The organism is Pseudophaeobacter sp. TrK17, from assembly GCF_042192375.1.
Lineage (GTDB): Bacteria > Pseudomonadota > Alphaproteobacteria > Rhodobacterales > Rhodobacteraceae > Pseudophaeobacter.
The window spans coordinates 2,726,892-2,739,494 of the sequence record NZ_CP071700.1 but is presented as its reverse complement, the minus strand read 5'-3'; the positions used below and the strand labels follow the sequence as shown (position 1 = coordinate 2,739,494).

Genomic DNA, 12,603 nt, shown 5'->3' with positions numbered 1-12,603 from the left:
GGTTTCCACCAGCATACATTCTAACCAGCATACAAAGGACCTGAGATGGCCAATGTCGTGGTAGTCGGCGCCCAATGGGGCGATGAAGGAAAAGGCAAGATCGTTGACTGGCTCAGCGAACGCGCCGATGTGATTGCGCGTTTTCAGGGCGGTCACAATGCCGGCCATACGCTGGTCATTGACAGCAAAGTTTACAAGCTGCACGCGCTGCCCTCGGGGGTTGTCCGCGGTGGCAAGCTGAGCGTGATCGGCAATGGTGTGGTTCTGGACCCATGGCACCTGCTGAAAGAGATCGAAACCGTGCAGGCGCAGGGCGTTGATATCAGCCCCGAAACCCTGATGATCGCCGAGAACACGCCGTTGATTCTGCCGATCCATGGTGAGCTGGACCGCGCCCGCGAAGAGGCCGCCTCCAAGGGTACCAAAATCGGCACCACCGGGCGTGGTATCGGCCCCGCCTATGAAGACAAGGTTGGCCGTCGTGCCATCCGGGTTGCCGATCTGGCCGATGACGCCACACTGGAAGCCCGCGTTGACCGCGCCCTGCAGCACCATGATCCGCTGCGCAAAGGTCTGGGTTTTGAGCCGGTTGACCGCGATGCGCTGATTGCCCAGCTGCGCGCGGTTGCGCCTGAGATTCTGAAATTTGCCGCCCCTGTGTGGAAAGTGCTGAATGAAAAGCGCAAAGCAGGCAAACGGATCCTGTTTGAAGGCGCCCAGGGCGCGTTGCTGGACATTGATTTTGGCACCTATCCCTTTGTCACCTCGTCAAATGTGATTGCGGGCCAGGCCGCCACCGGTGTCGGCATCGGTCCGGGCTCGATTGATTATGTGCTGGGGATCGTCAAAGCCTATACCACCCGCGTGGGCGAAGGCCCGTTCCCGACCGAGCTGCTGAATGCCGATGGCAAACCAGACGCCGATGGGGACCGTCTGGGAACACGTGGCCATGAATTTGGCACCACCACGGGCCGTCAGCGTCGCTGTGGCTGGTTTGATGCCTGTCTGGTGCGCCAGACCTGTGCTACCTCGGGCATCACTGGCATCTCGCTGACCAAACTGGACGTGCTGGATGGGTTTGAAACCCTGAAGATCTGTGTCGGCTATGATCTGGATGGCACCCGTCTGGACTATCTGCCCACCGCTGCTGATCAGCAGGCGCGCTGCACCCCGATCTACGAGGAAATGCCCGGCTGGTCTGAATCCACTGAGGGCGCGCGCAGCTGGAACGACCTGCCTGCCAATGCCATCAAATATGTAAAACGTGTGGAAGAGCTGATTGAATGCCCGGTGGCATTGCTCTCTACCAGCCCGGAGCGGGACGACACCATTCTGGTGACCGACCCCTTTGCGGACTGATGTCGGATAAGCCGGGGCTCAGCTACAAGGCGCGTCGTCGCTGGGCGCTGATCATCCTGCTGGTTGGCATGCCGCTTTATATCATCGCTGCGGTCAACGTGGTGAGCCTGTTTGAACGGCCACCAATCCTGTTGGAGCTGTTGATCTACGCGGTGTTAGGGGTGCTTTGGGTGCTGCCTTTCAAGTTTGTCTTTCGTGGGGTTGGCAAGGAAGACCCCGAGGCCGAAGACCAGTAGCGCAGGCGTTTAGCTAAAATAAGGCCCGACCGGAAATCACTCCGGTCGGGCCTTTTCTATGTCTGGCAGCAGTCTCTGCTTACGCCAAAGGTGGATCATACCTGCCTACGGTTAGCCTGCGGCGCGTTTGCGGGGGCGAAAGCCAATATCGTCAGTGGCGGTGAACTGACCATTGTCGGAGCGTTCGATCTTGCCCTCCCGCAGTAATTGGCCAATGGAACGCAGACCGTTCTCGCGGTTGAAATCGCCATGTCCGACGCTGCGCACCTTGTTCATCAGCTGGGGGCGCGAGAATTTATCGCGTCCTTCGACAAAGCTGAGGTAGGAGGCGGCCGCTTCCAGCATCTCGTGCAGCTCGGTGGCGCCGAGATCCTGAACATAGTCGGTAAAGCTGCCAAAGGCTTCGGCCTGCGCCGAGGGCGTATCGTCAGCAGCCATGGAAATGCGCCGTGGCCGCACCGGTTTGGCCGAGGTTTTTACCTCCGGTTCAATGCGCTGTTCGGCCACCAGTTTTAGCGGCGCGGGGCGGCTGCCCGTGCGGCTGCCCGTGCTGCGCGACCGTGTGGCCTCTCCCGCTTCCGGGCGACGTGGCCGAACCACACTGGCGAGATCCTCACGGTAGGGTTCGGCCTCATCCGTTTTGGCGCCGGTCGGGCTGGCCGAGCGATCTGCCTCGGCGGCGGCAACAGCGGCGCGCAGATGGCTGTAGGTTTCCCGCGAGGTTGCATTGTCGGGGTCGCCGAGCTTGCTTTCTGCGGCCTCCATCAGGCGGGTGACATCGCTATCTGGGGGCTGAGTGGTCTGCGGGTTGGCTCTGCTGGTTACTTCGCGGGCAGATGCAGAATCAGCGGCCTGTTCGGGCGCGCCTTTTGGCGATGGGGCATCTGTTTCTGCCTGTACCTCAGAGATCTGCGCGCTGTCCTGATTACTGGCAAGCAGCTCAGCTTCAACCTCTGCCAGTTCGCGCATCAGATCCGCCTCTTCATCGGCGTCCAGTGAGCTTTCTGCAGAGGGTGTGCTGTCTGGCGTTTCGTCTGTTGGTGTTTCGACGACCTCTTCCAGGTTGCCGGAGCTCATGGCTTGTTCCAGCTCGGCGCGCTTTACCTTGACGATGCGGGCGCGCAGCGGTTTTGCGGTCTGGGGTGCGGTCTCGGGGGCGGTTGGTGCAGGCTCCGCTGCAGCGTCTTCAGCAGGGATTGGCGCGGCAGTTGTGTCTATGGCCGAAGTGTCGCTCGCAGTGTTGAGCGCCACATCTTCGGAGGCTTTGGGACGGCCCAGGCGCATGCCGCGTTTGGGGCGGGCAGGGGGCTCTTGTGCCGCCCGAGAGTCTGCCTGAGTGTCTACCTGAGAGTCGGCCTGGGTGTCTGCCTGAGTGACGGGCTGGGCATCTGGCTGGGCAGCAGCGGTGGGGTCCGCCACTGGATCAGGGGCGGTCTCCTGCAAGACGGAATTGATCAGTGCCTCGCTGGAGGGGGCCGGTGTTTGGGGCTCCGATGTGGCCTCTGCTTCCTGTGCCGCAGACGCCGCGTCGGCGCGCTTGCCGGTCAGATCAATACGATCCAGAACCCGCGAAATTTCATCGCTTTCGGCGTCGATATCTTCCAGGTCTTCGTCTTCAACCTGCGCCATTTCCGCCCGGGCTGTTTCGATAAAGGTCTCGGCGTGCTCGTCCTCAGAGAATTCCTCTTCCGGGGCCTTGGCCACCACGGAGCGAATGCGCAGGAGCTTGGCCGCGATGCTGTCAGCGGCCGGAACGCTGTCACTGCGCGGCGCGGAGCTCACGGGCTCTGCGGGCAGATCTTCGTCAAAGAAATCGACCTTTTCCGCTACCTCTTCTGCGGTGTTGTCATCCATGGTCGCAGCTTCGGTCGGATCTTCGGAGGCTGGCGAATCGGAAACGGCGGCGGAAATGGCCGCAATGGTGGCCAGATCAACTGAGGTAGCCGGGCTTTCCACGGTGCTGCCTGTTTGGGACTGTTCTGCGGGGGCTGCTTGAGCAGGGGCATCTGGCAAGACAGTAGCATTGGCTTCGGCAGCGGTATTAGCTTCGCTGGGGGCCTCGGACTGGGTGTCGTCTTCTTCAAACAGGTCAACTTCGCTGGGGGCGACATCAATGGTGTCCTGCGCCAGACGTGCCGGACGATCTGGCACTGCTTCAGGTGCCTGCTCAGGCTCTGCTGCGGGCTCGGCGGTTTGGGGGGCAATCGTGGACTGCGATGGGGCCGCCTCTGGGGTTGTCGTGCGCAGGTGGATGCCATCGCTGCTGGTGCGGGCTTCAACCTGACGCGCCACTTCGCGCTGAGCGATGCGGGCCAGCATCTCTGCGTCTGGCTGCGGTGGCTCGGCACCAAAGTAGCGGTCATCGGATGCCAGATCACGGAAATACTCGGCAATGGCCTTCATCGTGCCAAAGGAATCCTCGAACCCTTCCAAGGTGCAGGAGAAGGTTCCATAGGAAACCGTCAGAACTTTGTTGTTGTGTACCATCGGTTTGCTCGTCCTCGCCAAAGTAATTGTCATTTACAATATGGGCTAGCTCGTCAAATTCTGCTCGAATCCGTGCAATTGATCGTATCATTTTGTGTTTAGATTGTGGCTGGTTTCTATATCTGCGATTAATCTCGGCATGAACGAGCTTATTGTAGACGAATTGGGACCAGTGACTCTGGTTGGTGGCGGTGATCTGGGGGAAGGCGACCTGAATTGGGCGCTTTCATTAACCAATTTTTTAGTCGCTGCAGACGGGGGCGCCGATCATGCGCTGGCTTTGAATCACCTGCCAAGTGCTGTGATCGGAGATTTTGATTCAATTTCACCGCAGGTTTTGGCACAGATTCCGCCAGATCGGCTGTGTCGGGTGACCGAGCAGGACAGCACGGACTTTGAAAAAGCCCTGCGGGCAATCCGCGCGCCTTTGGTTCTGGCAGTTGGGTTTCTGGGTGGCAGGGTCGATCATCAACTTGCGGTTCTCAATGCGCTGGTGCGGGACATTGGCCCGCCCTGCATCCTATTGGGGGCGCAGGAAGTGATTTTCCACCTGCCTGCCCGGATCGCGCTGCCGCTGCAGGCGGGGGAGACCGTATCCCTGTTTCCCTTACGCGATGTGCGCGCAGAGTCTGTCGGGTTGGAGTGGCCGCTTGAGGGGTTGGTGATGCGCCCGGGCGGGCAGATCGGCACTTCCAACCGGGCACTAGGGCCAGTGACGCTTTCAGTTGATGGGCCGGGGCTGTTGGGGTTGGTGCCACGTCATCATTTGCCCGCGCTTATACGGGCACTAATGTAACGGGCGCTTATGTAACAGGGGGCGGCGATTTGGCCAGGGCGGCGCCTTTTGCGACGCTGTGCTCTCGTAGGATCGCATACAGCCCTGCCGCCACAGTGAGGCCAATACCAAGACTGGCCAGGGTGTTGGGCAGCTCGTTAAAGACCAGCCAGCCCACAATGGTGGCAATGGGAATTTCCAGATACTGCATCGAGGCCAGCGTCGAAGCGGGCGCGTAGCGCAGGCTCCAGGTCATCAACAGATGGGCCAGGGTGCCTAGCCCACCGGCCATGGCCAGCAGGGTCCAACTGTCCTGTAAGGGCAGAGAGGGATTAAGAACGGCAATCTCCCAGCTATGGCCCAGCCAGAACAGCGGCAGCATTAGCACCGAAGCGATGATACCGGACATCGCCTGCAGTGGAATCGGAGAGGTCTCTTTGGCTATCTTGCGGGTGACCAGCATGAACAGGGCAAAGATCACCGCGACGGCCAGGGGCCAGAGCGCGTTGAGCCCCACCACGGCAAAGCTGGGCTGGATCACCAAAAGCGTGCCAATGAAGCCAACAACGCAGGCGGCAAGACGGCGAAAGCCCACCTCTTCGCCTAACACGTATTTGCCCAACAGCAACATGATAAAGGGCATCACAAAAGCAATTGCCACCGCATCCGCCAGCGGCAGATAGCGCAGGGCGTTGAACATGGCGGTAATCCCAGCCATCTGCAGCACGGTGCGCAGCAGCACAGGCGGCAGCAGGTGGCGCGAAATTCGCAGGCTTTGCCCCAGCAGCACCGAGACAGGCAGCAGAATCAGCGCCTGAGAAGCAAAGCGCACAAAAACGATCTGCCCAACGGGCACGCTTTCGGCCAGCAGTTTGGCAATGGCGTCCCCCAGCGGGATCAGAATGCAGAACCCCAGCATCAAGGAGATGCCGAGCAGAGGACGATCTAGGGCGTTGTTTTGTGTCATGGCGCCACGCTAGGGGCGGCGCCAGAAAGGTGCAAGTTCTGGTTGCCTGAGAACGGAAAATTAAACCGTGGTCAGCAGTTGGGCACGTTGACAGCCAGCCCGCCCAGCGAGGTTTCTTTGTATTTCTCGTGCATATCGGCCCCGGTCTGGCGCATGGTCTCGATACAGGCATCCAGTGGCACAAAATGCTGCCCGTCACCACGCAGCGCCAGCGAGGCGGCCGAGACCGCTTTGATTGCCGCCAGTCCGTTGCGCTCGATGCAGGGCACCTGCACCAGGCCTTTGACCGGATCGCAGGTCATGCCAAGGTGGTGCTCCAGCGCGATTTCGGCGGCATTCTCCACCTGTTCGGGGGTGCCGCCCATCACCGCACACAGCCCAGCAGCCGACATTGCCGCAGCCGAGCCAACCTCGGCCTGGCAGCCCGCTTCGGCACCAGAGATAGAGGCGTTGAATTTGACCAAGCCGGCAATGGCGGCGGCGGTCAGCAGGAAATCTTCGATGTGGGAGTCTGACGCTCCGGGCACATGGTCCAGGTAGTAGCGGATCACCGCAGGCAGGGTGCCGGCCGCGCCATTGGTGGGGGCCGTGACAACCTGGCCACCGGCGGCGTTTTCCTCATTCACCGCCATGGCATAGACGCTCATCCAGTCGTTGATGGTGTGGGGGGCGCTCTGGTTCATGCCACGTTCCGCCATCAGGCTGTCATGGATGCCCTTGGCGCGGCGGCGCACAAACAGGCCGCCGGGCAGGATGCCGTCGCGCTCTAGCCCGCGATTGATGCAGTCATTCATTACCTGCCAGATGCGTGCGGTTCCCTTGGACAGGCTTTCAGGGCACCCACGGGCCACTTCATTGGCCCGCTTCATCTGGGCAATGCTTTTGCCGCTGGATTTGGCCATGGCCAGCATTTCATTGGCGGATCTGAACGGGAAAGGAACCGGAGCGCCCTCATCAGTGTCCTTGCCCTGGGCCAGTTCCTCTTCGGTGACGACAAAGCCACCGCCGATAGAGTAAAACACCTGTCGCAAAATCACATCGCCCTGGGCGTCCGTGGCCATCAGGATCATGCCATTGGCGTGGCCTTCCAGCGCGTGGTCATAGTCAAAGACCATATCGGCTTTGGGGTTGAAATGCAGCGGCGGCAGGCCCTCGGGCTGCAGCGAATGGGTCTTGGCCAGCTCCACCAAAAAGGTCTCGGCCTTTTCGTCATCATAGGTGTCGGGCACAAAGCCCCCAAGGCCCAGAATCGTGGCGCGGTCGGTGGCATGGCCGACACCGGTAAAGGCCAGCGACCCATGCAGCGAGGCACGCAGCCCGTGGAATTCAAAGGGCGAGGCGCGCATCATGTCGAGAAACCGCGCTGCGGCGACCATTGGGCCCATGGTGTGCGAAGAAGAGGGGCCAATGCCCACTTTGAACATGTCAAAAACGGAGAGGAACATCAGGTAGCAGATCCTTCTGGGGGATTGGCGAGAATTGGCTGACTAAAGGGCGTGGCGCCAAGCCCTTCGGCCTGTTGCGCGGTCTGGGTGGCGGGGCGGCGTTCCAGCTGTTGCAACAGCTGGCGCAGATGCGGGTAGTCTGTCAACCGATACCAGCTGCGATCGCTTTGGGCTGGGTAAAGCGCCATCCAGCGCATCATGCAGCCGAGATAATAATCCAGCACCGAGGGCACCTTATTGCCAAACCAATTGGGTTTGGTGGCGGCCAAATCGTCGAGATGGCGAAGATGCACCGCAAGACGCTGCTGGATACTGCGGGTCAGAACCGTCTGATCCTGTGGCGCAGCGCCAATGTATTTTTCTGGATAGAACGAAATCCTGAGATCCGCATGCAGGGTGTTGGAGGCAAAAAACAGCCATTTGAGAAAATCGCCGCGCTCTGGGCTGCTGGGGGCGGGGGCAAGCTGGCTGTGGCGATCCGCCAGCCACAGCAGGATCGCGGCGGTTTCAAAAATCGCCCCATCGGAGGTTCCCAGAACAGGGATCAGCCCATGGGGATTGATCGCCCGGTATGCGGCGCTTTCCTGCGCCCCGGCCCGGCGATCCACCAGACAGGTCTCATAGGGCAGGCCAAGCTCCTCAAGCACCAGCCGGATCACCAGCGAGGCGTTGTCAGGGGCGTAATGGAGGCGGTACTGATCTGTCATGGGAGCTTTCTAAATCTCGCTGAAATGCAAATAGCGCCCGATTCCGGCGTTTCCAATAGGAAACACGCCTTTCAGCGACATGTTTACCGGCGCGGAGGGGCTGCGGGCGGTAAAGGCGCCCAATTGCTGCTCGCCTAAGGGCTGGGCTTTGCCTATAAGGCTGGCAAACAGCTAATCACGGAGCCCAGCCAATGACCGGAGAACTGTCCCCTATCGACAAGGCAAAATTCGTCGCGGCCAAACGCGCGGCGGGCTTGGTTGAGGATGGTATGCGGGTTGGTTTGGGCACGGGCTCTACCGCGGCCTGGCTGGTGCGCTGCCTTGGGGAAATGGTGCGCGAAGAGGGGCTGAAGTTCACCGCTGTGCCCACCTCGACCCGCACCGCAGAGCTGGCCCGCGAGGTGGGCATCCCTGTGACCTCGCTGGATGAGGCCAAATGGCTGGACCTGACCATTGACGGCGCTGATGAGTTCGACCGCGATCTCAACCTGATCAAGGGCGGCGGTGGCGCCTTGTTGCAGGAAAAGATCGTCGCCACCGCCTCTGATCAAATGGTGGTGATCGCTGATGCAGGCAAAGAGGTCGAAAACCTCGGGGCCTTTCCCCTGCCGGTAGAGGTCATTCCCTTTGGTTGGCAGACAAGCCAGGCTTTGATCGAGGAAACCCTTGTTTCCATGGATGTTTTGGGGCGGTCTGCCAGCCTGCGGATGAATGGGGATCGGGCCTTTATGACCGATGAGGGCAACCATATTCTGGACCTGCATCTGCACCGGATTGGCAACGCACGGCAGCTGGCGCTGGTGATCAACCAGATCCCCGGCGTGGTTGAAAACGGCTTGTTCATTGATATCTGTGACACCGTCATCATCGGCTATGGGGATGGCAATGTGGAAGTGCGAGATATCAACGAAGGCACGGTAGAGCGGGAAAAACTGGATTTTGTCGAAACCGACAATCTGTTTTCCGACCTCTCCGATTAAAAGGCAGAACTACGATGAGCTTTGACTACGATCTTTTTGTTATTGGCGGTGGCTCTGGCGGGGTACGCGCTGCGCGTGTGGCCGCACAGGAAGGCGCCAAGGTCGCCCTGGCCGAAGAAGACCGCTATGGCGGCACCTGTGTCATTCGCGGCTGTGTGCCCAAAAAGCTGATGGTTTTTGCCTCTGAGTATTCTGCCATGGTGGGGGATGCGCAGGCCTATGGCTGGGATATCAAGGGCGGCGCCTTTGATTGGGACAGCTTCAAGGCCAAGCTGCACGCCGAACTGGACCGGCTGGAAGGCATCTACCGTGGCCTCCTGAAAAACAACTCAGTCACCAATTACGACAGCCGCGCCACCCTGGTTGACGCCCATACGGTGGCGCTGGCGGATGGCACGCAAAAGACCGCAAAACATATCCTGATCGCCACAGGTGGCTGGCCTACGGTGCCGGAATTTCCCGGCTCGGATCTGGCGATCACCTCGAACGAGATGTTCCATCTGGAAAAACTGCCAGAAGCGATCCTGATTGTGGGCGGTGGCTATATCGCATCCGAGTTTGCCGGCATTATGAATGGGCTTGGGGTAAAGACCACGCAATTCTACCGCGGCACCCAGATCCTGCGCGGCTTTGACGAAGAGGCCCGCAACGTGGTCGCTGCAGGCATGATCGAAAGCGGCATTGATTTGCAGCTGGAAACCAATGTGGTGTCCATGGTCAAGGACGGCGACAAGATCCGGGTCACAGATACCAAGGGCAATGAGACCCTGTTTGATCAGGTGATGTATGCCACTGGCCGTCACCCCAATGCCGACAATCTGGGGCTTGAAGCGCTGGGCATTGCACGGGGCAAAAAGGGTGAAATCCTGGTCGATGAATACAGCCAGACGGGTGTGCCGTCGGTCTATGCCATTGGCGATGTCACCGACCGCGCCAATCTGACACCAGTTGCGATCCGCGAAGGCATGGCCTTTGTCGAGACCGTTTTCAAGGGCAACCCCACCAGCCCCGATCACGAGCTGATCCCGACGGCGATCTTTACCCAGCCGGAAATGGGCACTGTGGGTCTGTCTGAGGAAGAGGCGGCGGCGCAGGAACCAATCGAGGTCTATTCCGCCAGCTTTAAGCCGATGCAGCAAAGCTTTGCCGGGCGGGCGCAGAAAGTGCTGATGAAATTGATCGTCAGCAAGGCAAACCGCAAGGTTCTGGGCTGCCACATCGTGGCGCCGGGGGCTGGCGAGATGATCCAATTGGCCGGTATTGCGATAAAAATGGGGGCAACCAAGGAAGATTTCGATCGGACTGTTGCGGTTCACCCCACCATGTCGGAAGAATTGGTCACAATGAAACAACCAAGCCGGACAACTTGAATTCTCAAAGTTTGACCACAGGTTTGAAGAACATGCCGCGACATGCGGCAGAAAAGGGATAGGAGACATATGGCGGGCAATAGCGGTGGCCCCTGGGGGGGCGGAGGCTCTTCTGGCGGCGGTGGCAACCAGGGTGGCAATAATGGCGGTGGCAACAACGGCGGTGGCGGCGGTGGCCGACGTCCCGAAGACCCCCAAATCCCTGAAATCGATGAGCTGGTCAAAAAAGGCCAGGAGCAACTGCGCGTCCTGATGGGCGGTCGTGGCGGCAATGGACAGGGCGGCGGCACTGGTGGCGGCCAGGGCGGCGGCTCGCCGCTGTTCACCAAAGGCACCGTGGCAATTGCTGCGGTTGTTGGTGCTGTGCTTTGGGGCATGAACAGCTTTTATTCAGTCAAAACCGAAGAGCAATCTGTTGAGCTGTTCTTGGGTGAGTATTGGAAAACCGGCTTGCCGGGTCTGAACTTTGCCCCCTGGCCGTTTGTCACCTACGAGGTGATCCCGGTACGGGTTGAGCAAACCGAAAACATCGGGGCAGGTTCGACCGGCAGCGCAGCTGGGTTGATGCTGACCGGCGATGAAAACATCATCGACGTGGATTTCCAGGTGGTCTGGAATATCAACGACCCGGCGCTGTATCTGTTCAACCTGCGCGACCCGCAGGCGACCATTCAGGCGGTGTCTGAATCGGCAATGCGTGAAATCATTGCGCAATCCGAACTGGCCCCAATCCTGAACCGGGATCGTGGTGCTATTACCGCCCGCCTGGAACAGCTGGTCCAGTCGACACTCGACAGCTATGACAGCGGTGTGAATGTCGTCCGGGTGAACTTTGACGGTGCCGATCCGCCAGAGCCTGTAAAAGACGCTTTCCGCGACGTGCAGTCGGCCGGTCAGGAACGTGACCGGTTGGAAAAACAAGCGGATGCCTACGCCAACCGTAAACTGGCGGCAGCCCGTGGTCAGTCGGCCCAGACGCTGGAAGAAGCCGAAGGCTATCGCGCCCAGGTGGTCAACGAGGCCCAGGGTGAAGCCAGCCGTTTCACTGCGGTTCTGACCGAGTACCAAAAGGCGCCAGAAGTCACGCGTAAGCGGCTCTATCTGGAAACCATGGAAACGGTTCTCGGCAATGTGGACAAGGTCATTCTCGACCAATCCACTGGCGAAGGTGGCCAGGGTGTTGTGCCCTATCTGCCGCTCAATGAAGTGCGCCGTTCGGGAGGGAGCAACTGATGAATAAGACAACTTTCCTTCTGCCAGTTCTGGTGCTTGCCGTTGTTGGTATAATGTCTTCGATCTTTATCGTGACAGAAACTGAAAAGGCGCTTGTTCTGCGCTTTGGTCGTGTGGTTGCCGTCAAGGAAGACCCAGGTCTTGCCTTTAAGGTGCCAGTCATCGACGAGGTGGTGAGCTATGACGACCGTATTCTCAGCCTTGAGGTCGGTCCGCTGGAAATCACCCCGCTGGATGATCGTCGTCTGGTGGTGGATGCCTTTGCACGCTACCGGATTGTCGACGTCAAACAGTTCCGCCAAGCGGTAGGCGCCAGCGGTATTAACGGTGGTGAAACCCGTCTGGACAAGATCATGCGGGCCGCAACCCGTGAGGTTCTGGGGTCTGTCAGCTCCAATGATATCCTGTCGTCTGATCGGGCGGCTTTGATGCTGCGGATCCGCAACGGCGCCATCAACCAGGCTGAGGGCTTTGGCCTTGAGGTTGTTGACGTGCGTCTGAAGCGCACCGACTTGCCGCAGGCCAACCTGGAAGCCACCTTTGCCCGGATGCGTGCAGAACGTGAACGCGAAGCCGCGGATGAGATCGCCCGTGGTGACGAGGCGGCGCAGCGGGTGCGTGCATTGGCAGACCGGACTGAGGTAGAGCTGGTCTCTGACGCAGAACGTGAAGCCGAGGTGATCCGCGGTGAAGCCGATGCGGAACGTAACGCCATCTTTGCCGAGGCCTATGGTCGCGACCCGGAATTCTTTGAATTCTACCGCAGCCTGAACGCCTATGAGGGCGCTTTGAAGGGCAGCAACTCATCGCTGGTGCTGTCACCGGACTCTGAGTTTTTCAACTATCTGAAGTCTTCGCGCGGTGCGGCTGCAGCGCAGTAAATCACTGCCTTTGTAAGGTTTTGACAAGACATCATGAGGGGCTGACCTAGCGGTTGGCCCCTTTTCATTTGTCCGCAGGCCTGGCCTTGCGACCCATAGGGCGCTGATTGTGTGAGCCTTTGCTCTATGCGCGGCTCTCCGCCGGGGTCGTATTTCCGCGCTG

Annotated in this window: 11 protein-coding genes; 7 read left to right on the top strand and 4 right to left on the bottom strand. The window is 59.7% G+C overall.

Going from position 1 to position 12,603, the window contains the following annotated elements; genetic code table 11:
• The first annotated feature begins 45 nt into the window (after positions 1-45).
• Positions 46-1,359, top strand: coding sequence for an adenylosuccinate synthase (locus JZI28_RS12915; protein ID WP_353397323.1), 1,314 nt, complete (start codon positions 46-48; stop codon positions 1,357-1,359).
• Positions 1,359-1,595, top strand: a complete 237-nt coding sequence (locus tag JZI28_RS12910; RefSeq protein ID WP_295450234.1) for a DUF2842 domain-containing protein — start codon at positions 1,359-1,361, stop codon at positions 1,593-1,595. The genes JZI28_RS12915 and JZI28_RS12910 overlap by 1 nt, the downstream gene beginning before the upstream one ends.
• Positions 1,596-1,706: 111 nt before the next feature.
• Here JZI28_RS12910 and JZI28_RS12905 read toward each other — a convergent pair whose 3' ends face one another.
• On the bottom strand, positions 1,707-4,082 hold the full coding sequence (locus JZI28_RS12905) for a chemotaxis protein CheA (protein ID WP_375697855.1): 2,376 nt from the start codon (positions 4,080-4,082) through the stop codon (positions 1,707-1,709).
• Positions 4,083-4,221: 139 nt separating this feature from the next.
• On the opposite strand from JZI28_RS12905, the gene JZI28_RS12900 reads away from it, so the two are divergent.
• Positions 4,222-4,878 (top strand): thiamine diphosphokinase, encoded by a 657-nt coding sequence (locus tag JZI28_RS12900; RefSeq protein WP_375697854.1) that lies wholly within the window; start codon positions 4,222-4,224, stop codon positions 4,876-4,878.
• Between the two features lie 7 nt (positions 4,879-4,885).
• Here JZI28_RS12900 and JZI28_RS12895 read toward each other — a convergent pair whose 3' ends face one another.
• The 3 genes from JZI28_RS12895 to JZI28_RS12885 form a co-directional block, all read right to left on the bottom strand.
• Positions 4,886-5,824: a DMT family transporter gene (locus tag JZI28_RS12895; protein ID WP_375697853.1), complete on the bottom strand. Its 939-nt coding sequence runs from the start codon at positions 5,822-5,824 to the stop codon at positions 4,886-4,888.
• Between the two features lie 71 nt (positions 5,825-5,895).
• Positions 5,896-7,269 (bottom strand): L-serine ammonia-lyase, encoded by a 1,374-nt coding sequence (locus tag JZI28_RS12890; protein ID WP_375697852.1) that lies wholly within the window; start codon positions 7,267-7,269, stop codon positions 5,896-5,898.
• Positions 7,269-7,976, bottom strand: coding sequence for a glutathione S-transferase family protein (locus JZI28_RS12885; protein WP_375697851.1), 708 nt, complete (start codon positions 7,974-7,976; stop codon positions 7,269-7,271). Before JZI28_RS12885 ends, JZI28_RS12890 begins: the two co-directional genes overlap by 1 nt.
• Positions 7,977-8,167: 191 nt before the next feature.
• Here JZI28_RS12885 and rpiA point away from each other — a divergent pair, with 191 nt between their 5' ends.
• The 4 genes from rpiA (at position 8,168) to hflC (ending at position 12,440) form a co-directional block, all read left to right on the top strand.
• Positions 8,168-8,956 carry a ribose-5-phosphate isomerase RpiA gene (rpiA, locus tag JZI28_RS12880; protein ID WP_295450220.1) on the top strand — a complete coding sequence of 263 codons (789 nt, stop codon included), beginning with the start codon at positions 8,168-8,170 and terminating at the stop codon, positions 8,954-8,956.
• Between the two features lie 14 nt (positions 8,957-8,970).
• Positions 8,971-10,326, top strand: a complete 1,356-nt coding sequence (gor, locus tag JZI28_RS12875; RefSeq protein ID WP_375697850.1) for a glutathione-disulfide reductase — start codon at positions 8,971-8,973, stop codon at positions 10,324-10,326.
• 69 nt (positions 10,327-10,395) lie between these two features.
• Positions 10,396-11,559 (top strand): FtsH protease activity modulator HflK, encoded by a 1,164-nt coding sequence (hflK, locus tag JZI28_RS12870; protein WP_375697849.1) that lies wholly within the window; start codon positions 10,396-10,398, stop codon positions 11,557-11,559.
• Positions 11,559-12,440, top strand: coding sequence for a protease modulator HflC (gene hflC / locus JZI28_RS12865; protein ID WP_295450213.1), 882 nt, complete (start codon positions 11,559-11,561; stop codon positions 12,438-12,440). Before hflK ends, hflC begins: the two co-directional genes overlap by 1 nt.
• Positions 12,441-12,603: the final 163 nt, after the last annotated feature.